The following is a 24,566-nucleotide window of genomic DNA, read 5'->3' on the forward strand; positions in this document are numbered from 1 at the left end:
GAAAAGAATGATCGAGACACTCTATGAAGAAATACAAGCTCGTAAAGTAGACCCTAAAGAAGGTTCTTACACGAATTATCTATTTGAACAAGGCTTAGATAAAATTTTAAAAAAAGTTGGGGAAGAAGCAACAGAAGTCATTATTGCAGCTAAAAATGATGAAGCAGAATTAATTTCTGAAACATCGGATTTAATTTATCATATGTTAGTTTTGTTAGCTGAAAAAGACATTAGTTTAGAAGCTGTCAAAACGGAATTAAAAAAACGAGAAGGAAAATTAAGTAAAACTAAAGAACGCAAACAAATCGATGAATTATAAAATAACTAAAAAAAAAGAAGCGTCCCACATAAAACAATTACGGGGATTGCTTCTTTTAATTTTCAATTGGACAATCTAAAGAATCCGTTGCTTCCAAAACATAAGTAGCATCATCTGCTTCATCATAAAGGGAGGCAGGTTTATCATTCAAACACTGAACAATCAAATGATACCCATATTCATCTTGGGCGACTAAGCGTTTATTCGTCAACTCTACTAACATGTAACTTAATTTTTTGCCATCAATAATGATCTGCAAATCATTTTCAATTTGCAAGGTGTGCTGAGTCGCTTTTGCTTTATTAACAAACCACCAGCTACCTAAATAACTTTTATATAAATTAGGGATATCTGCATCGGTCTGCAGTCTCTCTTGTTTCTTTTTCAAAAACAATGAGCCGGCAATACCTGTAATAAGTGATGCACCTAAAAATAATGACCAATGTTTTTTCATACTATCAATCTCCTTCAAAACAATCATAGCACGAAATTAAAAAACAAACTATTCGAAAATCTTTTCCTATAAAAAAACTTAATGAAGTCCGTATCATTTTTTATTTTGAACGGATTTTATACACATCTTTTCTATTATATAATGGAGGATTTGTTTGAAAAGTTTGACGATGCTTTTTCATCTAAAATATGGTATTGTTTTGAAGAAAGGGTGTTACAATGATTACATATCCGAACGTGCATTTAGCACATTTTATTGATAGACCAAATCGTTTCATTGCAGAGTGCCGTTTACAAAAAACAGGTGAAATGGTAACGGTTCACGTGAAAAATACTGGACGCTGTAAAGAATTATTTTATCCAGAAGTTGAAGTTGCTTTGACGTATCAACCTTCTCCTAAAAGAAAAACCGATTATGATTTGATTGCCGTTAAAAAAGGCACAGATTGGTTTAATATCGATAGCCAAGTTCCAAACGCATTAGCGGCTAAAGCAATCAAAGATGGTATAATTACTTTGCCAGATTTAAATGGAAAAATTGTTTCAGTAAAACGAGAAAAACGTTTTGCCCACTCAAAATTTGATATATTGGTAGAAACAGATACTGGCAAACAAGCATTTGTTGAAGTGAAAGGAATGACTTTAGAAAATCACTCATTAGGTGCTTTTCCTGATGCGCCAACATTGCGAGGTTTAAAGCATGTGACCGAGCTGATTGAAGCGATGAAAGAAGGGTATCAAAGCTATGTATTGTTTGTCGTTCAATTTGAAAAAATTGAACTGGCAACGATTCACACAGACATGCAGCCAGCTTTAGCACAAATGATTTTATCAGGGCAAAAACAAGGATTAAGCGTCATTGCTTACAATTGTAGCGTCACTCCTGATACAATAGCAATAGAACATCAGGTGCCATTTGATGTCACAAAAATGTTTGAAGATCCAAATTCAGAAAGGTGAGGGTAAATATGATTCACTTAGGTATTATTGGAACAAACTGGATTAGTCATCAATTTGTCAAAGCAGCATTGGAAACAAAGCGCTATGATCTGACAGCCGTCTATTCACGAAAGTTAGAAACAGCACAAAAATTTGGTGAAGAATATGGTGATGTTGAATATGCAACGGATTTAAACACATTTTTCGGTATTGCACATATGGACACAGTCTATATTGCTTCCCCTAATTCACTTCATTTTGAGCAAGCCAAACAAGGGATTTTAGCAGGGAAAAATATTATTGTTGAAAAGCCAGCATTCTCAACGCCAGAAGAAATGGCAGAAATCATTGCCTTAGCGAATCAGAAAAAAGTTTTCTTTTTTGAAGCGGCTCGCAATATTCATGAGAAAAGCTTCAAGAAAATTCGCGATTTATTACCTTTAAAAAATCAAATTACAGGCGCAAACTTTACCTATATGAAATATTCTTCACGCTATGACCAAGTACTTGACGGAAAAGAGCCAAATATCTTTTCTCCACATTTTTCAGGAGGTGCTATGGCCGATCTTGGTGTTTATTTAGTTTATGCTGCTGTGGGTTGGTTTGGTATGCCGAATGAAAGTCATTATTTTGCAAGAAAAATTCCAACAGATGTTGATGGAATAGGTACGGCAATTTTAAGATATGACTTGTTTGACGTAACATTACAAACAGGTAAAAATGCGGATTCATTCTTAGATTCTGAAATTTATTTTGAGGGTGGCACGTTGATTTTAGATAGTGTGAATGCCATTTCTAAAGCAGAGTTTTATGATCGAAACCATCAAGAACGTGATATTATATCTGTCACAACCGAAGAGAATCCAATGATCGAAGAAGCCAATGATTTTGCAGATGTACTTGAAAATCCTAATGATCCAACAATGGGTGTACTTTACGAAGAATGGGTGGAATTATCACGTAATGTGAATAAAGTAGTAACAACTTTGAGAAAAAGTGCCGGCATTGTTTTTGATGCGGATAAAGAATAAACAGCTTTAATGAGGAAAGGACTATTATGACATTTATCAAAAATTTACCAGAAGCTTTGCAAGAACATTGGCAAGCTTCTGGTTTTAGCGAGCCATCATTGATTCAAGAAAAAAGTTTTCAGCCTTTAAAAGACAAAGAAAATGTTTTGGGAATTTCTCCAACAGGATCAGGAAAAACCTTAGCTTACGTTTTACCCTTACTTTTAAATGTAGAAAAAGATCAAGGGAATCAATTATTGATCTTAGCACCTTCACAAGAATTAGCGGTGCAAATCAGCCAAGTTGTACGTGATTGGGCGACATTGCTTCAACTAAAAACACAAAGTCTTATCGGTGGTGCGAATGTTGGTCGTCAAATCGAAAAATTAAAAAAGAAACCAGAAATTTTAGTAGGAACTCCAGGCCGTGTATTGGAATTGATCAAAACAAAGAAAATCAAAAGTCATTTGCTAAAGACTATTGTGATGGATGAAGTGGACCAACTATTCCATGAAAAGGAATTGAATTTGACCAAACAAATTCTGGCAAGTGCGCCAACAGAATTTCAATTAGTTTTTTATTCAGCAACAGCCGATCGTGTGGCAGAAGAAGCACAGAAATTAACGGATCAATTGTTGATCATTGATGTAACGGATGAAGATCAATCAGCCGGAGTTGTGAATCATTATTTCATGGCCTTGTCTCCTAGAAAGAAAAGCGATTATTTAAGAAGCTTAGCTTATACAGCAAATTATCGGGCGATGGTATTCTTCAACCAAGTTGTTGATCTAGGTTCAGTGGAAGAAAAATTAATCTATGAAGGATTGGCAGTAGTTGGACTTGCTTCAGATCAAAATAAAACATTACGTAAATTAGCCATTGATCAATTTTCTAAAAAAAGAGCCGTAATGCTTCTGACAACAGATATTGCTGCTAGAGGATTGGATTTTGATGCAATCCCATTTGTTGTGAATGCTGAAGTTCCTTTGTCAGAAGAAAGCTATATCCATCGAGCTGGACGTGTTGGACGTATGGGAGCTGCAGGTTCTGTCATTACATTTGTTAATGATGCAACCAAAAGAGACTATCAACGATTGATGAAAAAAATAGAGCTTCCTTCAAAAGAAATTTTTCTTTACGATGGTGCAATCCATCTAACTAGAAAAGAAAAAAGTTCGGCTGAAGAAAAAACGACAAGTTCAAAAGTGACAGTTAAGAAAGAACAACCAACAAAACAAATCCCAACGAAAAAAACAGCAAAACCTAAAAATCGTCCAAAAAACAATAAAAATAAAGGCGCTAGACGGAAATCGTCTAAACCTGAGTAATCGTTAAAAGGTAAGAAACGTCATGATTTAAGGAGGCTATCCATGAAATCTAGAAAAGACGAGATTTTAGCAGTTTTAGAATTAAAAAAAGAAGGCATGACGGCGGCCGATGTCGCTAGTCATCTTTCAATCGATCGAAGCAATGCTAGTCGCTATTTAAGTGAATTGTTTAAAGAACACAAAATCGTTAAAAGTGATGGCCGGCCAGTCATCTATTCAGTTGTAACCGAAGAAGACAAAGTTCACGTGGATAATTCCAGCGAGGTGACTTTTGATAACTTAGTAGGATCCCATGATTCTTTGAAGGTCAGCATCCAACAGGCAAAAGCAGCGATATTATATCCGCCGCGGGGCTTACATACAATTATTTTTGGTGAAACTGGAACCGGAAAATCACTATTTGCTGAATGTATGTATCATTTTGCGGTTGATTCTAAAACACTGGCAGCTGATGCTCCGTTTGTTTCTTTCAACTGTGCAGATTATGCTCAGAATCCTCAATTACTTTTTGGCCATATTTTTGGGGTTAAAAAAGGGGCTTATACTGGTGCGAATGAAGACAGTCCAGGTTTAATGTCAAAAGCTGATGGGGGAATTCTTTTCCTTGATGAAATTCATCGCTTACCACCAGAAGGGCAAGAAATGTTGTTTACGTTTATTGATAAGGGGATTTATCGTCCGCTTGGTGAAAGCGGTCAAACTTATGAGGCTTCTGTTCAAATCATTGGTGCAACAACGGAATCTTCTGAAAGCTTTTTGACAACCTTTAATCGTAGAATTCCTATGGCGATTACGCTACCTTCATTAGATGCACGCTCACTTGATGAGCGTTATGACATTATTTCATTATTTATTAAACAAGAAGCAAACCGCTTAAATCAACGAATCGATATTAAAAGAGAAGCAATCCTAGCCTTTATGCTGTACGATGCGGAAGGCAATATTGGTCAAGTAAAACGAGATTTAAAGCTCGTTTGCGCCAAGTCATTTCTTCATTACCGCACACATGATGAATCTAGTTTAGTGATCCAAAAACGTGACTTGCCACTGCAAGTACAAAAAGGCTTATTAAAAATCAAAGAGGTTTCTGATCGTCTAGACCGATTTGTTGACAGCAAAAGCAATTATCTGAGTTTTGAGCCAGGCACTAATGAAGTGGTTTGGTCCCAAGATCCAGCTCGAGATATGCAAGTCTATAATGAAATTGAAGAAAAAGTTGCGACATTATCAGCGAACGAATTGGAGAATGTCAATTTAGAACAGCTGATCTCAAGCGATATGGATGCTTATTTTCAAACCTACGTGGATGAATTAACGCAAAATCCTGTGCATAAAGAATTGTTGCCGGAACCAATTTGGAAATTGACAGATCATCTATATGATATCGCAGAAAAAAGATTAGAACGTACCTATAATGAAAAAGCCCGTTTTGCCTTTGCATTGCATTTACAAAGTACGATCGAACGAGTTAGAGAAGGGCATGTTATCGTTCATCCCAATTTAAATAACGTCAGAAAAAAAATGAAAAAAGAATTTCAAGTAGCAATGGATCTATCTGCTATCATCGAAGAAGAAAACAATATAGAAATTCCTTTTGATGAAATCGGTTTTATTAGTATGTTTTTATCCATCAATGTTGGCAGTAAAGAAAAAGTCCATGCCAATAATGTTGGGGTAGTAGTTCTGATGCATGGGGATTCTACGGCTTCCAGTATGTTGAAAACAGCGCAGGAATTACTTGGAACAGAAACCGGTGTTGCAATGAACATGCCACTTACGATGGAAGTTCAAACCATGTATGAACAGCTAAAAAGCTTTGTCATGAACCATCGTGATAAACTCGTAAATGGTATGTTACTTTTAACGGATATGGGCTCACTGAACTCTTTTGGAAACCTGATTTTTGAAGAAACAGGTATTCGGACAAAAGCGATCACAATGACGAGTACGATGATCGTTTTAGAAGCGATACGTATGGCAAGTGTGGGACGAAGTTTAGAAGATATTTATCAAAATATCCAAATGTCTTTTGAAGGTATTATTAGAGAGCAGTTCAGAAGCAGTCCGCAAAATCGTGAAGATATTAAGAAAGCAGTAGTTGTGACCTGTTTCACTGGAGAAGGCGTAGCAGCAAAATTATATCAACGCATTTTACCTGTGATCGATGAAAACAAAGTAGAAATCATCCAAATGCAGTTTTTAGAACGAGAAGCATTTAAAAAGCACATTGATAGTTTAATGGAAGATTACGAAATTAAAGCGATTGCTGGAACAGTTGATGTTGAATATCAGAACATTCCCTTCTTTTCAGCTTATGATATTTTTGATGATGAAAAATTGAATGTGTTGAAACGAATTGCAGGTGATGAAGTCCCAACGGAGAAAATCGTAAAATCGTTAGGTGGCACGATTACAGCAGTAGATTCCCTACAAAAATTGATTGTCATGTTACAAAAAACAGTACATCAAATTCAAACAGATATGCATATTATAGTAGAACCTGGTGTTGATGCAGGGATCGTGATTCACTTAGCCTTTTTGATAGATGCGATATTAAAAGGGGAAAAATCAAAAGAATTTGATAATCTTACTGAATTTATGAAAAAGAATCGTCTAGAAACAGATGTCACTAGAACAAATTTAATGACGATCGAAAAGGCTTATCGCTTAGCCTTTACCGAGTCAGATATTGCACACTTAACACAATTGTTTTTAGAAAACAGAATTGAATTAGTTACAGAATACAAACAAAAATAAGTAGTGTGTATTTAAAAAAATAATAGTGTGTACACAAAATGTATAGACCAAAACCGTTATAATATAAGGGTTTTGGTCTATATTTTTTTGGCACGATTCTTGCTTATATAAAAGTGTAAGTAAAATTAAATTCAAAGGAGTGGCAAAAATGACTAAAAAAACAATCATGCTTGTCTGTTCAGCAGGAATGAGCACAAGTTTACTTGTAACAAAAATGCAAAAAGCAGCAGAAGATCGTGGAATGGAAGCAGATATCTTTGCAGTATCCGCATCAGATGCAGACAATAACTTAGAATCTAAAGATGTAAACGTATTACTTTTAGGCCCGCAAGTTCGTTTCATGAAATCTCAATTTGAACAAAAACTAGCACCTAAAGGAATTCCTTTCGACGTAATCAACATGTCAGATTATGGTATGATGAACGGCGAAAAAGTGTTGGATCAAGCAATTGCTTTGATGGAACAATAATCAATAAAATAAAAATGAATGGGGTTTTAGAATATGGAAGATCAACAAAATTTAGAAGCAGTTATGGGATTAATCATGTATGGAGGAAATGCTAAAAGCGATGCAATGGAAGCGATTGCTGCGGCTAAAGCAGGAGATTTCGAATTAGCAGATAAAAAAATCGTTGATGCAGAGGAATCTTTAGTTCAAGCACATCATTCTCAAACAGGAATGCTAACACAAGAAGCACAAGGCAATCATATTCAAGTAACTTTATTGACTGTTCATAGTCAAGATCACTTGATGACAGCGATCGCTTTTACTGATTTAGCAAAAGAGATCATTGATTTATATCGTCGTATGGATAACGAATAAGAGAAATAAAATAAAAAACGAACCGTTTAGATACGGAACATTAGTCAAAACTGATTTGAAGAGCATAATAGCTTTTTAGATAAATATTGTTTAGGGGGATTTACAAGAAATGGACGGATTTGTTCAATGGATGGAAAAACATTTTATGCCAAAAGCCTCAGTAATTGCGGCTCAACGCCACTTAGTGGCCATTCGTGATGCGTTTGTCGTTACGATGCCATTAATGATTTTAGGAGCACTAGCGGTGCTTATCAATAATTTACCAATTCCTGGATTTCCAGAATTAATGGATAAATTATTCCCAATGATCGTCAATGACGCACCAATTTGGAAAAGTTTCGGTGGCAACATTTGGAATGGAACATTTGCTATTTTTTCAATTTTAGTTGCCTTTTTAGTAGCATATAACTTAGTAAAATCTTACGGTAAAGACGGAATTGCGGCAGGGACAGTTTCAGTTGCTTCATTCTTTGCAGTTGGTGGATTAAGTGGAACAGATGCTACAGGATTATTTATTGCTCTAGTTATTGCACTTATTTCAGGAGAAATTTTCCAAAGATTAGTTGGAAATGATAAATTAGTCATCAAAATGCCGGATGGTGTACCACCAGCGGTTGCTAAATCATTCGCAGCATTATTACCTGCAATGATCACAATCAGCCTATTTAGTTTGATCACATCAATTTTATTAGGCTTTGGAGTTGAAAATATCGTAGTATCATTCTACGAAGCAGTTCAAAAACCATTTATGGGATTAGCGAACAGCTACCCATCAGCATTATTATTAGCATTTATTACACCTTTCTTATGGTTCTTTGGGTTACATGGTGCGAATATGGTCGATCCATTGATGCAAACGATCAATGTACCTGCAATCGATGCCAACATCAAAGCATTAGAAGCAGGAGAAAAAATTCCTTATATCGTGAACAAGCCTTTCTTTGATTCATTTGTAAACTTAGGTGGAACAGGTGCTACATTAGGATTGTTGATTGCAATCTTCTTAGTAGGACGTAAAAACAAACCATTTAAAGTAATCACAAACTTAAGTTTAGCACCAGGTATTTTTAATATTAATGAGCCAGTGATGTTTGGACTACCGATCGTATTGAATCCGATCATGTTTATTCCATTTATCATTACGCCGATGGTTCTTGTAACAACAGCATATATTGCAACGTCAACAGGTCTTGTTCCAGCTGCGACATTTATGCCACCATGGGTAACACCGCCAATTATTGGTGGATTCTTAGCAACGAAGAGTATTGCCGGCGGAGTATTAGCTGCAGTGAACTTGCTAATCTCTGTATTGATTTATATTCCGTTCGTTAAAGTCGCAACGGATCAATTCTTAAAACAAGAATCAGCAGCGTTAGCTCAAGAAGAACACACACAAGCTTAATGATAGAACGAATAGATAAAATTTCCTCAAGAGAAAGCCACGTTTGGCTCGATTTTTGAGAGATTTTATCTATTTTTCAAATAAAATTATTTTAGGAGATGATGAATATGAATTATCAGTTTCCAGAAGGTTTTTGGTGGGGATCTGCAGCAAGCGGACCTCAAACAGAAGGTGTCTTTGAAGGTGATGGAAAAGCTCAAAATATATGGGATTTTTGGTACGAAGAAAAACCTGAAAAATTTTTTAATAGAGTAGGGCCAGATAAGACTTCCCAGTTTTATAAAAAATACCAAGAAGATATTCAATTAATGAAAGCGACCGGCCATAATTCTTTTCGAACATCGATCCAATGGAGTCGACTGATTCCTGATCCAAAAACGGGCCAAGTTAATCCAAAAGCCGTCGAATTTTATAATGACGTAATCAATAGCTTATTAGAGCAAGGCATTGAACCTTTCATGAATTTATATCATTTTGATATGCCAATGGTATTGCAAGAACAAGGTGGTTGGTTGAATCGTGATGTTGTCGATCAGTATGTGTTTTATGCTAAAACTTGTTTTGAATTATTTGGAGACCGTGTGAAAAAATGGTTTACACATAATGAACCGATCGTGCCGGTTGAAGGTGGTTACTTATATGGCTGGCATTATCCAGAAGAAGTAAACTTAAAACACGGGGTTCAAGTTGCGTATCACGAAGCATTAGCTAGTGCGAAAGCGATTGAAGTATATCATAATATGAATTTAACTGGAGAAATCGGAATCGTTCTTAATTTGACACCAAGTTATCCTAGAAATCCTGAAAATGAAGAAGATGTTAAAGCTGCTCGTTTCGTCGATGGGTTGTTTAATCGGTCATTTTTAGATCCTGCTGTAAAAGGTCATTTTCCTGAAGATATAGTAGCATGGGTCAAAGAACAAGATTTGATGCCGGAAACAACTCCTGAAGATCTAGCTGTGATCGCTGAAAATACAATCGATCTTTTAGGTGTAAATTATTACCAACCTCGTAGAGTAAAAGCCAAAGAATCACCAATAGAAATATCAAGTAATGGTATCTTACCAGAAGATTTTTATGATGTGTATGATATGCCAGAGAAAAAAATGAACCCATATCGTGGTTGGGAAATTTATGAAAAAGGCATTTATGACACCTTAATGAACTTGAAAGAAAACTATGGCAATATCCGTTGTTATATTTCTGAAAATGGCATGGGTGTTGAAGGGGAAGAACGTTTTGTGAATGCTGAAGGAATGATCGAAGATGATTATCGAATCGAATTTGTAACAGATCATCTAAAATGGGTGCATCAAGCAATTCAAGAAGGAAGCCAAGTTCAAGGATATCATATGTGGACATGTATGGATAACTGGTCGTGGTTGAATGCCTATAAAAATCGCTATGGGTTTATAGCGGTTGATTTAGACAATGAAGCAAATAGAACGATCAAGAAAAGTGGTTACTGGTTCAAAAATCTAACTGAAAATAATGGCTTTAACTAAAAATAAGACAGATTCTTATAATCGACAGAAATGTCTTTATAACAGTAAAGAAAGCGCACACAAAATATAGTGTGTAGCGTATAGATTAGTAGTGTGTGCACAATCTGTATAGACCAAAACCTTGTTATGACTAGGTTTGGTCTATATTTTTTTTGGCACGGTTCTTGCTTTATAGAAAGGTGTAAATACAATTAATTTAGAAGGAGTGTAATAAAATGGCTAAAAAAACAATTATGTTAGTATGTTCAGCGGGAATGAGTACAAGTCTATTAGTAACAAAAATGCAAAAAGCAGCAGAAGATCGTGGAATGGAAGCAGATATCTTTGCAGTATCCGCATCAGATGCAGACAATAACTTAGAAGCAAAAGATGTAAACGTATTACTTTTAGGTCCACAAGTTCGTTTTATGAAATCTCAATTTGAACAAAAACTAGCACCTAAAGGTATCCCATTTGACGTAATCAACATGTCTGATTATGGCATGATGAATGGTGAGAAAGTCCTTGACCAAGCGATTGCTTTAATGGATAACTAAAAAGTAAAAATAAAAAATGAACGGAGTTACAAACGTGGAAGATCAACAAAATTTAGAAGCAGTCATGGGTTTGATTATGTATGGAGGGAATGCCAAGAGCGATGCAATGGAAGCGATTGCTGCAGCCAAAGCAGGAGATTTTGAATTAGCAGATCAAAAAATCGTTGATGCAGAGGAATCTTTAGTTCAAGCACATCATTCTCAAACAGGAATGCTAACACAAGAAGCACAAGGCAATCATATTCAAGTAACTTTATTGACTGTTCATAGTCAGGATCATTTAATGACAGCGATTGCTTTTACTGATTTAGCAAAAGAGATCATTGATTTATACCGTCGTATGGATAACGAATAATCTGTGTTATTTTCTTTTTTGAACGGAAGAAAATAGAGGTTAAAGTTTTTTGAACGGGACTTTAACAACTACTTTGTTTTAAGGAGTTTAATCGCTCTTTAGATAAATATTATTTATAGGAGGAATTAAAAAATGGATGGATTAACAGCCTGGATGGAGAAGTACATTCTGCCTGTAGCCGGTAAAATTGGTGCTCAGAAACACTTAGTAGCATTACGTGATGCGTTTATCGGAACAATGCCGGCAACAATGGCGGGGTCGATCGCAGTTATGATCAACGCGATAATTCGTGACCTGCCGCAACAATTTTTCTCTGACTATGCAGCAAACCTTGCAGCAGACAAAGGGATCTTTGCAGTTATTAATGTTATTATTGGGATCAACGGGTTTGTTTGGAATGGTACTTTGGCAATTGCGGGTTTGATTTTTGCCTTTTCTTGGGGGTATAATTTAGCAAGAGCATACAAAGTAAACGACTTAGCTGGTGGTATCGTTGGTTTGGCAACATTGATTCAAGGAATCGCATTTTCTTACTCTAATACATTAGAGACAGCAATTCCTAAAGAATTAATGAATACAATCAATGAAAACTCAGCAACAAGTGGTTGGTCAGCAACAGCTGAAGGCTTAACGGCTGGTGGTTGGGGTTGGTTAAAACTAGATCACTTGAATGGGAATGCATACTTCACAGTCATGATCATGGGTGCAATTTCTGTAATCATTTTCTGTAAATTAATGTTGGCGAACATCACAATCAAAATGCCTGATTCAGTTCCGCCAGCAGTATCAAAAGCTTTCGCTGCTATTTTACCTGCAACGATCGCATTATATGTTATTGCAATTATTAACTTTGTAGTAGGGAAATTAACGGATGGACAATTGATCATCGATCTTGTTCAAAAATATATTGCGGAACCATTCTTGGGGTTATCTCAAGGTCTGGGTGCAGTATTGATCGTAACAATCTTCGTTCAAATTTTCTGGTTCTTCGGTATCCATGGTCCAAACGTATTGGCACCAGTTTTAGAAGGTATCTGGGGACAAGCACAATTAATCAATATCGACATTTTCCAAAAAGGCTACAAAGGCTTAACTGGTACGCCAGCTGTCTTGAAAGCTATTGATGATGGAAAAGCTTATATGTGGGTTCGTGGTTCATTTGATGCATTTGCATGGTTTGGGGGTTCAGGTGGTACGATCGTCTTGATTATTGCTATCTTGCTATTCTCTAAACGTGCAGATTACCTAACTGTTGGTAAATTATCATTAGGACCTGGTATTTTCAACATCAACGAACCAATCATGTTTGGTTTACCGATCGTATTAAATGCAATCATGTTTGTACCATTCTTAGTAGCACCAGTTGTTGCAACAACAATCGGCTGGTTAGCAACATACTTTGGATTAGTCGCACCAGTATCACAACAAGTAACTTGGGTTGTACCGCCAATCTTGCTATCATTCTTAGCAACAGGGGCCGATTGGAGAGCACCAATCGTAACGATTGTCTGTATGGTTGTTACATTCCTTATCTGGACACCGTTTGTTATTGCGGCTAATAGAATGGAACCAACTGATTTCGAATAAAATTAAATAGTCTGTTACTTTCACTTCTAATGAGGTGAAAGTAACTGCTTTATTAAGGAGAGCTTAAAATGATCACAATTGCTAGTGCAATGCAACAAGAAGAAATCAAAAAATTATTAGAGAACTATGATGGTGGCGATTTTACATACACTTTCAAAGAAAAAAAAGGAATCAAATTAGCATTTGATGTCACAGGAGACAAAGAAGAAGCAGCGAAAAAAGCAAAAGAAATTATCAAAGCACAACCTTGGGGCGGTGTCTTGTTCTTCCAAGCAGCTGCAGTTTAAAAAGATTGGATGGATGTAAAATGGTAAGAAATGGTTTGTTCATATGCAGTATTGGCTTAATTATAATTTTATATGCGCTTAATCCTGCATCAATGCAATATGATTTGTTAAGTATGACTACAGGTATTTTCTTAGTGGTTGTTGGAGGGTATTTTTTCTTCAAAGGCAGAAAGAAAGAAGAACAAAATAAGAAAGATAGCAACGAGGTGAAAAGATAATGGAAATTATAAAAAAAATGAATATTCCAGCATCTGTTTTTTATGACCAAGTCATGGATTCTGTTTTGTTTGATATACGTAAGCATACGGGCAAAAGTTTAACAAGAAAACAGTTAAACAACTTTGAATATGTTAAGGAATTTTCAAAAAATAGCCGAGCACGTATCAAAGTAGAAAAACTTGTTGAAAATACATCTTACCATTTTCGAACATCTACAACAAAAAATGATTTCTTGGTTCAATATGATATTAAACCATTAGATGAAAAGTCGTGTGAGATTCATTATAATGAGAAAATGGAATCATATGGTTTTTTACAAAAAATGAATGATGCCGTACTTGGCACTATCCTTATGTTTTTTAAAAAACGCCAGTTTACTAAAATGTTAAAAATGATGGAAGAATCATATTGATGAGAGTGTCAAAAAGGCACTCTTTTTTTTTGCATTTTTTTACACACAAAACGCACAGTGTAATTCGTGTGTAAAGTAGTGTGTTGAGAAAGCGCTTTATAATCATCAGGTTTTGGTCTAGATCAATTTGGCATGATTTTTGCTTATTATAAGAATGTAAGATTATATTGATACAACATTTTGGGGTCTAGATTGTTTATTGTTTTGGTTAGTACGGATTTGCTTTAGAAAGTGAAAGCTTTTTAAATAAAAAAATTTTGGGAGGACAAAAAATGAATGGATTAACAGCGTGGATGGAACGGTACATTTTACCTGTAGCTGCGAAGATTGGGGCACAGAAGCATTTAGTGGCACTTAGAGATGCATTTATTGGTATGATGCCGGTGACGATGGCTGGCGCTATTGCAGTTTTACTAAATGCGTTTATGCGTGACTTTCCTAACACGTATTTAGGAGAAGGAAATGCAATTACTAGTTTCTTTACACCGGTGATTGCGATAAATGGCTTAGTGTGGACGGGGACTTTAGCGATCATGGCCGTTGTTTTTGCCGCATCTTTGGGTTATAACGTTGCTAGAGCGTATGATGTGGATGCTTTATCAGGTATGCTCGTATCATTAGCGGCATTTTTTATTGGTTTACCACAAAGTGCAACAGCAACTGTTACTTTGGCTGAAAAATTACCAAAGAATATTGCCCAACTTTTTACGGATGCGGGTGCCACGGTTAATACGGTTGATGGTGTTAGTGCCGTTGATGCAGGTGCTTGGGGGTATTTCCCATTTAGTAAATACATGGGTGGAACAGGTTTGTTTACAGCAATGATTTTTGGTTTTATTTCTGTTATTATATTTGCTAAATTGATTAAGAAAAATATTGTTATTAAAATGCCTGATTCAGTACCACCAGCAGTTTCAAAAGCATTTGCTGCGATTATTCCTGGTGTCACTGCTTTATATGTTTCCGGGTTGATTTATCATGTATTTGAACAATTAACAGGAAAATTACTGATCGACTGGATCTCTGAATCGATTCAAACGCCATTGCTCGGTTTATCTCAGGGCTACGGAGCTGTTCTTTTGATTGTGTTGTTAGTGCATGTTTTGTGGTTCTTTGGACTCCATGGAACCAATATTATGTCACCCGTTTTACAATCGATATATGGTGTAGCGATGGTTGATAATACAAACGCTTATCAACAAGGACAAGAGATTCCTTACAAATGGGTTGCTGGTTCTTTTGAAGCTTTCGTTTGGCCAGGTGGGGCTGGTGTGACACTGGTATTGATTATTTCAATCTTACTTTTATCAAAACGTGCTGATTACAAAACAGTTGGAAAGCTTGGCATCGGACCTGGTTTATTCAATATTAATGAACCAGTCATGTTTGGGATGCCAGTTGTATTGAATCCAATTATGTTGATTCCATTTATTGTAGCACCGTTAGTAACGGCTACAATTGCTTACTTTGCAACAATGGCCGGATTGGTGAATCCAGTTGTCGTGAATGTGATTTGGGTAATGCCAACGATTATTAGTGGTTTCTTAGCAACAGCTGGTGATTGGCGGGCAATTGTCTTAACGATCGTCAATTTGGCTGTGGCATTTGTGATTTGGGCTCCATTTGTTATTGCAGCGAATAAAATGGATCCAAATCTAGGGGAGCCAGAAGAATAACGGTAAGATCCATTTAAATTTAGTTAGTATAAGTGAATAGGAGTTGATGAGACTAGGACATGACTACCAACGTTATATCCTAGTCTTTCTCAATGACAGAGTTCACTTTCTTCTGGACATCATTTTGTATAGGAGTACAATGAAAAGTAAATAGTTACTTTTAGTTAGGGTGGTCACAGTGGAAAAAGAAGTACGTCTTATGGGTGAAGAAAAAATTGATGAGATATTTGATTTAGCGGCATATGCTTTTAATGCTGAGCCAACAGAAAAACGAAAATTACGTTTCAAGAATATTGTTACCCATTCTTTGAATTATGGGTATTTTTCAGAGGATACCTTAACAAGTCAAATTATTTCTACACCATTTAAAGTAGCATTTCATGGAATAAGTTATCAAATGGCCGGAATCGGTTGTGTTTCGTCTTATCCTGAATATCGGGGACAAGGCGGTATTTCAATGATTATGAAACAGCTGTTAACAGAGTTAGCTGAAAATAAAGTTGAACTTGCTTACTTAGCCCCATTTTCGTATCCTTTTTATCGAAAATATGGTTTTGAGCAGATATTTGAGCAAATAAGTTATACAGTCAAAGCGGAAGATTGGCCAAACGTGAAGGCCACACCGGGCAAAATGAAACGAGTTACCTATAAAGAAGCCAAAAATGTTTGTCAGCAAATTTATTCTGAGTTACCAAGTAACCAAAGAGGAGCAGTGATTCGTGATGATTGGTGGTTTGGTTACGCATTTGGTCTAGATGATAAGAATCGATTTGCGCTCTATGAAGATGAGTTGGGAAATCTTCAGGGATACTTGATTTATCAATCCAGTGCAGAGCGTTTTGTTATTAAGGAATGGGGCTATGTAACAAATCAAGCCTTTCAATCGCTCGTTCGTTTTATTGGTTCACATAATGGAGCATCACGAGAATTTCATTTAGAAACAGGTTCTGATGGCACAAATCTAAGTTATCTAATGCCGTCTCCTTTAGTAGAAATGAAAATAACGCCTTTTATGATGGCGAGAATCGTTGATTTAGAAAGCTTTCTTGATAAATATCCTTTTACAGAAGGAGATAAAGAAACATATTATATTAAAGTTGAAGATGAGTATGGTCCATGGAATAAAGGCATATGGGAATTGGAAATAACTAAAACGGGTCTGAGTACTGTCAGGAAGCTTGAACAAATTCCTGAATCATTAACAGAAAATGAAGTGATTAGCAGTACGATCCAAGTTTTGACCCAACTTTTTATGGGGTATCGTACAGGAAGTGAATTATATTTTTATGGGAAAATCACAGGACAAGAAAAGCTGATTCAAACATTGGGTCAGCGCTTAGTAGAAGGCAAACCGATTTTAGCAGACTACTTTTAAAAAATAGGCGAAGTGAGTTTGTTGTTTCAATACTCACTTCGCCTATATGACTTTAAGCTTTGTTTTTATCATCTTTCGCTATTTCTTCTGAGGTTTCTTCATGATAGTCTTTTAAAGCTTCTTTAAAAATCTCTTCTTTTTCCTGCTTATAATTATCTTGGCGTTCAGCAAAGACTTTTTCTTTTGTTTTATCAGTCATACATGTTACCTCTGCTTTCTTTTTATTTACCGTAAATGGTATAATTCAACCTTAACATCGATAGATAGACTTTGCGAGTTTTTTGACCATAAGCAGATGATTAGCGGAACTAGCTGATAGTCCTTATAATATAAATTAAAGGTACGTATAAAAGTTTAAAATGAAAGGCAGTGAATAATTATGAGTAAAACAAAAGAAGAAAAAGTTGCTAGAAATGGCAAGATTGGGAAAACATTAGCTGTTGTTATAGGCGGACTTTATGTAGTCAAAATGCTAAAAGGCAAAAAGAACGTAAAGAAATAAACTATTTTGGAAAGTGATCTTGATTTTTGTGTCAGGATCGCTTTCTTTTTATTTTTCATTGACACTGAATGAAAAGACTTCTAAAATAAATAAGTACATGTTCTCGTAGCTCAGTAGGATAGAGCGATCGCCTCCTAAGCGATAGGTCGCTGGTTCGATTCCAGTCGGGAACGTAAAAAACACCTGTCAAACGTTGATTTGATAGGTGTTTTATTTTATTTGTGCCAATAATAGTTAACTGAAACTATCTTTTTCAATAGGTAAATGACGAACAACTAATTCAATTCACTGTTCTTTAAAAGTGAACCTAAAGACGACCAATCATACTCAATAGCAGATTCAAGTTTTTGATTATAAAAAATAGCTGCAGGGTGAAAGATTGGAAATAGCATATACTCTTCACTTGTTTTAGCAAGTTTATTAGTCTCGTTTGAATAGGCTAAGATGGGTGAGTGGAGCAACTGTCCATGATAGTTTGAAATTTTAAACGTATTCCCTAAAAGCCGTTGTAAACCAATATTTCCCATGGGGGCCAGAATTTTTGGCTGAATTGTCTGTATTTCGTAGTCTAATAATGGCGCATATGCTAGTACTTCGGTTTTATTAGGTGTTCGATTTGGGTATTTGGTTTCGATGATTCCGGTTTTTTTATTGAGTCGTTTTTTTATACTAAAAGGTCTGCTTCTAACTGCACTCGTAATGTAAATATCGTCTCGGTTTAAATCGGATTCAGCTAGCCAACCATCTAGTTTTTTTCCTGATCTGCCACTAAAAGGGATTTTCGTTCTTATTTCTGTTTCCCCCGGAGCTTCTCCAACTAACATTAAGACTGCATTCTTAGGTCCTTTTCCGGGAAGAAATCCTTCTAAATTGTGTCCTTGCATTTTTTGTTCGACTGCTTCAACTAGTTTTTTAGGATAATGCATGATTGCATGTCTTCTCTCTAAAAAAACGCACTGATTGATTTAATCAGCACGTCTTTATTCTTTTTAAGCCCAATCGCCATTGCGGAAGATTGGAACGCGTGTGCCGTCTTCTCTAATACCATCGATATCCATTTTGTCAGATCCAATCATAAAATCAACATGAGTATGACTGCGGTTTAGACCAGCATCTTTTAATTCTTCTTCGCTCATTTCAGTTCCGCCTTGTAGATTAAATGCATATGCAGAACCAAAAGCTAAATGGTTTGAAGCATTTTCGTCAAATAGAGTATTGAAGAAAGTGATTCCTGATTGAGAAATCGGTGAGGGGTCCGGAACCAAAGCAACTTCGCCTAAATGACGAGCTCCTTCATCTGTTTCAAGTAATTTTGCTAATACTTCTTCGCCTTGCTCTGCAGAAAAATCAGTCACTTTACCATCTTTAAATGTAAATTTCATACCAGAAATAGTCGTTCCGGCATAACTTAATGGTTTAGTGCTAGAAACGACGCCATCAACGTGACGGCTATCAGGAGCAGTGAAAACTTCTTCTGTTGGCATGTTTGCCATGAATTTTTCACCACGTACGTTATCACTGCCAGCCCCTTCCCATAAATGATTTTTTGGCAAGCCAATCACTAAGTCTGTTCCTGGCGCAGTATAATGTAAAGATTTAAACTGTTCTTTGTTTAATTCATCTGCTTTTGTTGCAAGTTTGTTGTCATGAGCTTTCCATGCAGCCACAGGATCTGTTTCGTAAACACGAGTTGTTTTAAAGATTTCATTCCAAAGCGCATCAACTTGTTGTTCAGAATTTTCTAGGTTAGGAAAAACTTTAGCTGCCCATTCTTTACCAGCTGCTGCAACAACTGTCCAGCTGACTTTGTTCGCCTGAGTGGCTTTTCTTAAGTTGACTAGAGCTTTACCAGAAGCAGATTGGAAAATAGCTACGCGATCGGTGTCTACACCTGCAAGTGCATCAGGATTAGCTGAAACAACACTGATGCGGCTAGCCCCTTTATTGACCCAGTCATCGGTTTGGTCTATTTTATATTGAGGGATATTTTCTAAATGTTGTTCATCTGCATGGAGTAAAAATTCACGTTGAACAATATCATCAGTCCATTGAACAATTACTTCACCAGCGCCTAATTTATATGCTTCTTGTGTAATCAAACGAGCCAAAGGTGCTTGATCAACACTGATTTGTAAAACAATGCTTTGACCTTTTTGAACATTGACACCTGTTTCAACAATCAGTCTAGCGTATTTTTTTAATGTTTCATTAAAATTTGGTAATGTCATAGAATAACCTCCTAGTTTTTCATTCATGTAACCGTTCATATCATAACACGTACAGTGTGCGAACTCAAACAAACGAGCAGGTTCAGTACCTTATTTAATTCTGAAAAAAAGCTCTTGAAAGTCCCGTATAATCAAATAAATAAAATACTATAATTCGAAGGACTAGTATTTTGCAGAATAAACAAATCGTGTTACAATAACTATAGTATTTATATGGAAGCGTTGTAAAGGATAGGTAGAGGGGATTGAAAGATTATGGCAAGAAAAAAAACAATTACTAAAGATCAGATTTTAAATGCTGCATACGAAGTAGTGGCCACTGAAGGCTTTTCGAAATTCACCGCACGAAACATTGCAACCAAAATGAAATGCTCAACACAACCTATTTACTTAGAATTTAAAAATATGGATGATTTAAAAGAAGAGTTATTTGAAAAGATTCATCAATATTTGGCGAAAGAAGTATTTCCTGTCACACATACAGGCAATACCATTGTGGATCTAGCGCTAAATTATATTCACTTTGCTAAAAATGAAAGTAAGTTATATCGCGCGTTATATTTAGAAGAATACGGCGGCGGAAAAAGAATGCAGGAATTTTCATACAGTTACTTTTCTAATTCGGTTAAACAAGATTCTGAATATGAAAAACTGAATGATACAGAAATCAACTCTCTTCATATGGGAACCTGGATTGTTGCAACGGGAATTGCAGCATTGATGACTTCTGGTATCATTCATCCAAGTGATCAACAAATCGAACGTTTGATGAGAGAAGCAATCGATCAGATATTAGAGCGGGATGAACCAATCGATATCGATAGTTAATGTCAATTAAAAGAGGAGGCGATAAGAAAACGTTTTTGGTTTTCTTATCGCCTCCATTTGTTTAAATTTTTTGGTTCTAATTACTATTTTGTAGCTTCTGCTAATTTCTTAGCAAAGGCTTCGAGATTTTGAATATCTTCTTCTTCAGCAGCTAGATCGACTTTTACACTATCTGCTCCTTTTGTAGCACCGATTTTTGTGAAAACAGCATCAAAGTCATCCACTGATTTACAGAATTCATCATAAAAAGTATCGCCAGAACCACAAACACCATACGTTTTTCCAGATAAATCGATTTCTTGTAATTCTTCATAAAAGTCTACGATTTCATCAGGCAATTCACCATCACCATATGTATATGTCGCAACAACACAGATGTCAGCATCTTCAAAATCTTCTGGATCAACTTGTGTGCACTCATTGATTTCAACTTCAATATTTAAATTTTCAAAAGTTTCAGCAACGATATCTGCGATTTCTTCTGTATTTCCAGTCATACTTGCATAAACGATTTTAGCTAAGGTCATTAGATTTCCTCCTTCAAATAATACAACCTTGATTATATCAGAAGAATGAAGGTTGTGTAAATTACAAAATGGCGAGTAGATTCTAAGAAGTTGCTTCTATAACGCTGTTTATAAGAGGTAAGTGGCTGTTAAAAAAGTGAAATCTATTTTTAACAACTACTTTTCAGTGAAATTTTCACAAATTATGATAAAATACTCTTATATAAAGATTATCTAGCTTTCTGGGTTAGTCCCAATGAAAGATAAAATAGGCTCATTAAAAAGTATCGCAAACCGAGTAACTTATTTATCTATGAGACTAAACGAGCCAGCTGTGCTTTTATATTATTTAGCTTCAAGAGCTAGCCACTGATCCCGTTGATTCCTAAGAGTTAAAGTTCTAAGGAGTGAAGGATTCGTGAAAAAAGATAAAAATAATTGTGGTAAAGAGCACCGCATTTATTTTTCTGTCAAGGCTGACCAAGCTCTTTCAGCTTTTAAATTTTAGGAGGACGATATTAAATGATTACACTAAAATCACCAAGAGAAATTGAAATGATGGATGAATCTGGAGAATTACTGGCTGATGTTCATCGTCATTTACGAACATTTATCAAACCAGGTGTTACGAGCTGGGATATTGAAGTATTCGTTAGAGACTTTATTGAAAGCCACGGTGGAATTGCCGCACAAATTGGGTTTGAAGATTATAAATATGCAACATGCTGCAGTATCAATGATGAAATTTGTCATGGCTTTCCTCGTAAAAAACCATTAAAAGATGGCGATTTGATCAAAGTAGATATGTGTATCGATTTAAAAGGTGCGGTATCTGATTCTTGCTGGGCTTATGTAGTAGGTAAATCAACGCCTGAATTGGACCATTTAATGGAAGTTACGAAAAAAGCATTATATCTAGGAATCGAACAAGCACAAGTCGGTAATCGTATTGGCGACATTGGACATGCAATCCAAACATATGTTGAAAGTGAAAATTTATCTGTCGTAAGGGACTTTGTAGGGCATGGCATTGGTCCAACTATTCATGAAAGTCCGGTTATTCCTCATTATGGTGAGCCTGGCAAAGGGTTACGTTTAAAAGAAGGAATGGTTATTACGATCGAACCTATGGTCAATACAGGAACTTGGCGTATGAAAATGGATCCAAATGGCTGGACAGCATATACTTTAGACGGCGGCATCAGCTGCCAGTTTGAACATACATTGGCTATTACGAAAGAAGGACCAAAGATCTTGACTTCTCAAGGAGAAGAATTGACCTATTAATCAATTAGAGGAGAATTTTATGAAACTGGTGGACAAGGTAAAGAACAATGAAAAGTTAATGCGTTTCATTGAAACAACACAACATCGTATGATTGATTCAGAGATTGGAAATACGTCGGTCGTTGTGGCGTACTATTTACTTTTGTCCCTGTTTCCTCTATTGATTGCGGTGGGAAATCTCCTGCCGTATTTACATATTGATCCAAACGAAGTGCTACCATATATCGCTGAAGCAATTCCAAAGGCCATTTTTGATGACTTAAAACCCGCAATCCAATCCCTGTTGACACAACGTTCTGGCGGCTTGCTTTCGATCTCTGCATTGGCAGCTTTATGGAGTGCTAGTCAAAGTATCAACGCACTGCAGACAGCAATGAATAAAGCCTTTGGTGTTGAGCAACGTAAAAACTTTATTATTGTCCGCATAATGTCTTTGCTTGTTATTCTATTGTTCATGATAGCAATTGTCGGTGTTGTCGGTGTTTTAGGTTTAGGCAAAACGATTTTAGATTTATTACAACCAATATTCCATTTTTCAACTGATTTTATTGATACCTTTCAAGCGTTGAAGTGGCCGGTCACGTCATTGGTCTTACTTGTTATTATGTGTTTGATTTATCGTGTCGTTCCTAATGCGAAGCTGAATTTTCGTTCGATTATCCCAGGTGCTGTGTTCGCGACTGTGGGCTGGATGTTATTGTCACAAGCATTTGGTTTGTATATTAAATACTTCAGCTCAAAAATCGCCAGCTATCAAATTATAGGAAGTTTTATTATATTGATGTTGTGGCTGAATTTTGCGGCAACGATCATTATTTTAGGTGGTATCATCAATGCCGTGGTCAAAGAATATATATCGAATGAAAAAATTCAGCACCGCTATGGTTTGATTAACCGACTAGTGGATAAAATAAAAGAAAAATTAAAGAAATAGATCGAATACTTTTGATTCAATAACCGAGTCTTAGGTTTAGTTTTCATATCTAGTGGAAACACCTGTTCCAACTTGTAAATGTGGAATGATTCGGTATAATATACGATGTACATTAAGAAAGTAGGTTCATCATGTCGATGTTTATTTATGAAATTGTTATCCGTCTATTTCTGACGTTTATTTTATCGTTGATTACAACGCCAATCGTTAAATTGCTGGCGTTTAGAATAGGAGCATATGATGCTCCAGGGGAAAGAAGGATAAATACTAAAAATATGCCAACGGCTGGCGGGTTAGGGATTTATTTTGTTTTTTCATTTTCTTGCTTGGTTATGTTTCAGTCGATTATACCGTTCAATTATATCTGGCCGATCATTTTAGGGGCAGGAATCGTTGTTGCAACGGGGTTGATAGATGATATTTATGAATTGTCTCCGAAGAAAAAAACGCTGGGGATTTTGCTTGGTGCATTAGTCATCTATTTTGTGGCAGAGATTCGAATTGACGCTGTCACATTACCTTTATTAGGGCACATAGATTTGCGTTGGTTTAGTTTACCTTTGACGTTGTTTTGGATATTTGCCATTACAAATGCGGTTAATTTGATTGATGGTTTGGATGGACTCGCTTCAGGGGTTTCGATTATTAGTTTAACAACAATCGGAGTTATCGGTTACTTTTTTCTTCATGCTAAAACTGTCTATATTCCTATTGTGATTTTTGTTTTGGTTGCAAGTATTGCAGGATTTTTTCCGTATAATTTTTATCCAGCTAAAGTTTTTCTAGGAGATACGGGCGCTTTATTTTTAGGGTTTATGATTGCAGTTATGTCTTTGCAAGGGTTAAAAAATGCAACGTTTATCACGGTAATCACCCCCATGATTATTTTAGGTGTACCAATCACAGATACTGTTTATGCGATTATTCGCCGCTTAATGAATAAGCGACCGATTTCATCAGCAGATAAAATGCACTTACATCATCGTTTGTTGTCACTTGGTTTTACTCATAAAGGTGCTGTGATGACAATTTATGGTTTAGCATTGGTCTTTTCGTTCGTAGCGTTGCTATTTAGCTATGCAAGTAATGTTGCGTCGATTTTATTGATTGTTTTTAGTGCGATTGGGTTAGAATTATTTATAGAAATGATTGGACTGGTGGGTGAAAACCATCAACCGCTGATGTATATTTTGCGCATGTTTGGAAATCGAGAGTTTCGTCATCAGCAGTTAGAAAAAAGATTAGGAAAACATTCTAAGAAAAAGTAAAAAATTAATAGTAATCTTTGTTGGGGTTTT

27 protein-coding genes and 1 tRNA gene are annotated in these 24,566 nt (G+C 36.0%); 23 read left to right on the forward strand and 5 right to left on the reverse strand.

The window, feature by feature from the left end:
• Positions 1–7 precede the first annotated feature (7 nt).
• Entirely contained in the window at positions 8–319 is a 312-nt protein-coding gene (gene hisE, locus I583_RS02075; protein ID WP_010762897.1) for a phosphoribosyl-ATP diphosphatase, read from the forward strand.
• A 55-nt stretch (positions 320–374) separates the two neighbouring features.
• Here the strand turns inward: hisE and I583_RS02080 are convergent, their stop codons facing one another.
• Positions 375–773: a DUF4828 domain-containing protein gene (locus I583_RS02080; protein ID WP_010762898.1), complete on the reverse strand. Its 399-nt coding sequence runs from the start codon at positions 771–773 to the stop codon at positions 375–377.
• 221 nt (positions 774–994) lie between these two features.
• Here I583_RS02080 and sfsA point away from each other — a divergent pair, with 221 nt between their 5' ends.
• The 16 genes from sfsA to I583_RS02160 all read left to right on the forward strand — a co-directional run bounded on the left by sfsA (position 995) and on the right by I583_RS02160 (position 16,983).
• A complete protein-coding gene (sfsA, locus tag I583_RS02085) occupies positions 995–1,732 on the forward strand; it encodes a DNA/RNA nuclease SfsA (RefSeq protein ID WP_034683027.1) in 738 nt (245 codons plus the stop codon).
• An 8-nt stretch (positions 1,733–1,740) separates the two neighbouring features.
• Positions 1,741–2,742 (forward strand): Gfo/Idh/MocA family protein, encoded by a 1,002-nt coding sequence (locus I583_RS02090; protein WP_010762900.1) that lies wholly within the window; start codon positions 1,741–1,743, stop codon positions 2,740–2,742.
• A 26-nt stretch (positions 2,743–2,768) separates the two neighbouring features.
• Positions 2,769–4,049 (forward strand): DEAD/DEAH box helicase, encoded by a 1,281-nt coding sequence (locus I583_RS02095; RefSeq protein WP_010762901.1) that lies wholly within the window; start codon positions 2,769–2,771, stop codon positions 4,047–4,049.
• A 42-nt stretch (positions 4,050–4,091) separates the two neighbouring features.
• Positions 4,092–6,806, forward strand: coding sequence for a sigma-54-dependent transcriptional regulator (locus tag I583_RS02100; RefSeq protein ID WP_010762902.1), 2,715 nt, complete (start codon positions 4,092–4,094; stop codon positions 6,804–6,806).
• Positions 6,807–6,954: 148 nt separating this feature from the next.
• Positions 6,955–7,275, forward strand: a complete 321-nt coding sequence (locus tag I583_RS02105) for a PTS sugar transporter subunit IIB (protein ID WP_016249890.1) — start codon at positions 6,955–6,957, stop codon at positions 7,273–7,275.
• A 33-nt stretch (positions 7,276–7,308) separates the two neighbouring features.
• Positions 7,309–7,629 (forward strand): PTS lactose/cellobiose transporter subunit IIA, encoded by a 321-nt coding sequence (locus tag I583_RS02110; RefSeq protein WP_016249891.1) that lies wholly within the window; start codon positions 7,309–7,311, stop codon positions 7,627–7,629.
• Between the two features lie 109 nt (positions 7,630–7,738).
• A complete protein-coding gene (locus I583_RS02115; protein ID WP_010762904.1) occupies positions 7,739–9,031 on the forward strand; it encodes a PTS sugar transporter subunit IIC in 1,293 nt (430 codons plus the stop codon).
• A gap of 107 nt (positions 9,032–9,138) precedes the next feature.
• Positions 9,139–10,536 (forward strand): glycoside hydrolase family 1 protein, encoded by a 1,398-nt coding sequence (locus tag I583_RS02120; RefSeq protein ID WP_010762905.1) that lies wholly within the window; start codon positions 9,139–9,141, stop codon positions 10,534–10,536.
• Positions 10,537–10,751: 215 nt separating this feature from the next.
• On the forward strand, positions 10,752–11,072 hold the full coding sequence (locus I583_RS02125) for a PTS sugar transporter subunit IIB (protein ID WP_010762906.1): 321 nt from the start codon (positions 10,752–10,754) through the stop codon (positions 11,070–11,072).
• Positions 11,073–11,106: 34 nt separating this feature from the next.
• Positions 11,107–11,427 carry a PTS lactose/cellobiose transporter subunit IIA gene (locus I583_RS02130; RefSeq protein ID WP_010762907.1) on the forward strand — a complete coding sequence of 107 codons (321 nt, stop codon included), beginning with the start codon at positions 11,107–11,109 and terminating at the stop codon, positions 11,425–11,427.
• A 153-nt stretch (positions 11,428–11,580) separates the two neighbouring features.
• On the forward strand, positions 11,581–13,014 hold the full coding sequence (locus I583_RS02135; protein WP_425268402.1) for a PTS sugar transporter subunit IIC: 1,434 nt from the start codon (positions 11,581–11,583) through the stop codon (positions 13,012–13,014).
• Positions 13,015–13,082: 68 nt separating this feature from the next.
• Positions 13,083–13,301, forward strand: a complete 219-nt coding sequence (locus tag I583_RS02140) for a hypothetical protein (RefSeq protein ID WP_010762909.1) — start codon at positions 13,083–13,085, stop codon at positions 13,299–13,301.
• Between the two features lie 20 nt (positions 13,302–13,321).
• Entirely contained in the window at positions 13,322–13,519 is a 198-nt protein-coding gene (locus I583_RS02145; RefSeq protein WP_010762910.1) for a DUF3188 domain-containing protein, read from the forward strand.
• Positions 13,519–13,932: a DUF3284 domain-containing protein gene (locus I583_RS02150; protein WP_010762911.1), complete on the forward strand. Its 414-nt coding sequence runs from the start codon at positions 13,519–13,521 to the stop codon at positions 13,930–13,932. The genes I583_RS02145 and I583_RS02150 overlap by 1 nt, the downstream gene beginning before the upstream one ends.
• Positions 13,933–14,204: 272 nt before the next feature.
• Positions 14,205–15,608, forward strand: coding sequence for a PTS sugar transporter subunit IIC (locus I583_RS02155; RefSeq protein WP_010762912.1), 1,404 nt, complete (start codon positions 14,205–14,207; stop codon positions 15,606–15,608).
• A gap of 178 nt (positions 15,609–15,786) precedes the next feature.
• Positions 15,787–16,983, forward strand: coding sequence for a GNAT family N-acetyltransferase (locus I583_RS02160; protein ID WP_010762913.1), 1,197 nt, complete (start codon positions 15,787–15,789; stop codon positions 16,981–16,983).
• 52 nt (positions 16,984–17,035) lie between these two features.
• On the opposite strand, the gene I583_RS16835 is transcribed toward I583_RS02160, so the two are convergent.
• Entirely contained in the window at positions 17,036–17,182 is a 147-nt protein-coding gene (locus tag I583_RS16835; protein ID WP_010762914.1) for a hypothetical protein, read from the reverse strand.
• Between the two features lie 180 nt (positions 17,183–17,362).
• Here I583_RS16835 and I583_RS17055 point away from each other — a divergent pair, with 180 nt between their 5' ends.
• Together I583_RS17055 and I583_RS02165 are read left to right on the forward strand one after the other, a co-directional pair.
• Positions 17,363–17,485 (forward strand): hypothetical protein, encoded by a 123-nt coding sequence (locus tag I583_RS17055; RefSeq protein WP_010762915.1) that lies wholly within the window; start codon positions 17,363–17,365, stop codon positions 17,483–17,485.
• Positions 17,486–17,584: 99 nt separating this feature from the next.
• Positions 17,585–17,658, forward strand: a tRNA-Arg gene (locus I583_RS02165).
• Between the two features lie 102 nt (positions 17,659–17,760).
• Here the strand turns inward: I583_RS02165 and I583_RS02170 are convergent.
• Together I583_RS02170 and I583_RS02175 are read right to left on the reverse strand one after the other, a co-directional pair.
• The gene (locus tag I583_RS02170; RefSeq protein WP_010762916.1) at positions 17,761–18,411 is read right to left on the reverse strand and encodes a uracil-DNA glycosylase; all 651 of its coding nucleotides are present in this window, start codon (positions 18,409–18,411) and stop codon (positions 17,761–17,763) included.
• A 63-nt stretch (positions 18,412–18,474) separates the two neighbouring features.
• Positions 18,475–19,713: an aminopeptidase gene (locus I583_RS02175; RefSeq protein WP_010762917.1), complete on the reverse strand. Its 1,239-nt coding sequence runs from the start codon at positions 19,711–19,713 to the stop codon at positions 18,475–18,477.
• A gap of 255 nt (positions 19,714–19,968) precedes the next feature.
• Here I583_RS02175 and I583_RS02180 point away from each other — a divergent pair, with 255 nt between their 5' ends.
• Positions 19,969–20,541 carry a TetR/AcrR family transcriptional regulator gene (locus I583_RS02180; protein ID WP_010762918.1) on the forward strand — a complete coding sequence of 191 codons (573 nt, stop codon included), beginning with the start codon at positions 19,969–19,971 and terminating at the stop codon, positions 20,539–20,541.
• A gap of 83 nt (positions 20,542–20,624) precedes the next feature.
• Here I583_RS02180 and I583_RS02185 read toward each other — a convergent pair whose 3' ends face one another.
• Positions 20,625–21,068, reverse strand: a complete 444-nt coding sequence (locus I583_RS02185) for a flavodoxin (RefSeq protein ID WP_010762919.1) — start codon at positions 21,066–21,068, stop codon at positions 20,625–20,627.
• Positions 21,069–21,569: 501 nt separating this feature from the next.
• Here I583_RS02185 and map point away from each other — a divergent pair.
• From map to I583_RS02200, 3 genes are all read left to right on the forward strand, one after another.
• Complete coding sequence (map, locus tag I583_RS02190) at positions 21,570–22,334, forward strand: type I methionyl aminopeptidase (protein ID WP_010762920.1); 765 nt, start codon at positions 21,570–21,572, stop codon at positions 22,332–22,334.
• Between the two features lie 19 nt (positions 22,335–22,353).
• Positions 22,354–23,268: a YihY/virulence factor BrkB family protein gene (locus tag I583_RS02195; protein WP_010762921.1), complete on the forward strand. Its 915-nt coding sequence runs from the start codon at positions 22,354–22,356 to the stop codon at positions 23,266–23,268.
• Positions 23,269–23,399: 131 nt separating this feature from the next.
• Positions 23,400–24,536, forward strand: a complete 1,137-nt coding sequence (locus I583_RS02200; RefSeq protein ID WP_034682614.1) for a glycosyltransferase family 4 protein — start codon at positions 23,400–23,402, stop codon at positions 24,534–24,536.
• Positions 24,537–24,566 lie beyond the last annotated feature (30 nt).

The organism is Enterococcus haemoperoxidus ATCC BAA-382 (assembly GCF_000407165.1).
In the GTDB taxonomy this organism is placed as follows: domain Bacteria; phylum Bacillota; class Bacilli; order Lactobacillales; family Enterococcaceae; genus Enterococcus_L; species Enterococcus_L haemoperoxidus.

Coding starts and splice junctions, on each gene's coding strand:
- hisE (WP_010762897.1), top strand. CDS start 8: ATGATCGAGACACTCTATGAAGAAATACAAGCTCGTAAAGTAGACCCT.
- I583_RS02080 (WP_010762898.1), bottom strand. CDS start 773: ATGAAAAAACATTGGTCATTATTTTTAGGTGCATCACTTATTACAGGT.
- I583_RS02090 (WP_010762900.1), top strand. CDS start 1,741: ATGATTCACTTAGGTATTATTGGAACAAACTGGATTAGTCATCAATTT.
- I583_RS02095 (WP_010762901.1), top strand. CDS start 2,769: ATGACATTTATCAAAAATTTACCAGAAGCTTTGCAAGAACATTGGCAA.
- I583_RS02100 (WP_010762902.1), top strand. CDS start 4,092: ATGAAATCTAGAAAAGACGAGATTTTAGCAGTTTTAGAATTAAAAAAA.
- I583_RS02105 (WP_016249890.1), top strand. CDS start 6,955: ATGACTAAAAAAACAATCATGCTTGTCTGTTCAGCAGGAATGAGCACA.
- I583_RS02110 (WP_016249891.1), top strand. CDS start 7,309: ATGGAAGATCAACAAAATTTAGAAGCAGTTATGGGATTAATCATGTAT.
- I583_RS02115 (WP_010762904.1), top strand. CDS start 7,739: ATGGACGGATTTGTTCAATGGATGGAAAAACATTTTATGCCAAAAGCC.
- I583_RS02120 (WP_010762905.1), top strand. CDS start 9,139: ATGAATTATCAGTTTCCAGAAGGTTTTTGGTGGGGATCTGCAGCAAGC.
- I583_RS02125 (WP_010762906.1), top strand. CDS start 10,752: ATGGCTAAAAAAACAATTATGTTAGTATGTTCAGCGGGAATGAGTACA.
- I583_RS02135 (WP_425268402.1), top strand. CDS start 11,581: ATGGAGAAGTACATTCTGCCTGTAGCCGGTAAAATTGGTGCTCAGAAA.
- I583_RS02140 (WP_010762909.1), top strand. CDS start 13,083: ATGATCACAATTGCTAGTGCAATGCAACAAGAAGAAATCAAAAAATTA.
- I583_RS02145 (WP_010762910.1), top strand. CDS start 13,322: ATGGTAAGAAATGGTTTGTTCATATGCAGTATTGGCTTAATTATAATT.
- I583_RS02150 (WP_010762911.1), top strand. CDS start 13,519: ATGGAAATTATAAAAAAAATGAATATTCCAGCATCTGTTTTTTATGAC.
- I583_RS02155 (WP_010762912.1), top strand. CDS start 14,205: ATGAATGGATTAACAGCGTGGATGGAACGGTACATTTTACCTGTAGCT.
- I583_RS16835 (WP_010762914.1), bottom strand. CDS start 17,182: ATGACTGATAAAACAAAAGAAAAAGTCTTTGCTGAACGCCAAGATAAT.
- I583_RS17055 (WP_010762915.1), top strand. CDS start 17,363: ATGAGTAAAACAAAAGAAGAAAAAGTTGCTAGAAATGGCAAGATTGGG.
- I583_RS02170 (WP_010762916.1), bottom strand. CDS start 18,411: ATGCATTATCCTAAAAAACTAGTTGAAGCAGTCGAACAAAAAATGCAA.
- I583_RS02175 (WP_010762917.1), bottom strand. CDS start 19,713: ATGACATTACCAAATTTTAATGAAACATTAAAAAAATACGCTAGACTG.
- I583_RS02180 (WP_010762918.1), top strand. CDS start 19,969: ATGGCAAGAAAAAAAACAATTACTAAAGATCAGATTTTAAATGCTGCA.
- I583_RS02185 (WP_010762919.1), bottom strand. CDS start 21,068: ATGACCTTAGCTAAAATCGTTTATGCAAGTATGACTGGAAATACAGAA.
- map (WP_010762920.1), top strand. CDS start 21,570: ATGATTACACTAAAATCACCAAGAGAAATTGAAATGATGGATGAATCT.
- I583_RS02195 (WP_010762921.1), top strand. CDS start 22,354: ATGAAACTGGTGGACAAGGTAAAGAACAATGAAAAGTTAATGCGTTTC.
- I583_RS02200 (WP_034682614.1), top strand. CDS start 23,400: ATGTCGATGTTTATTTATGAAATTGTTATCCGTCTATTTCTGACGTTT.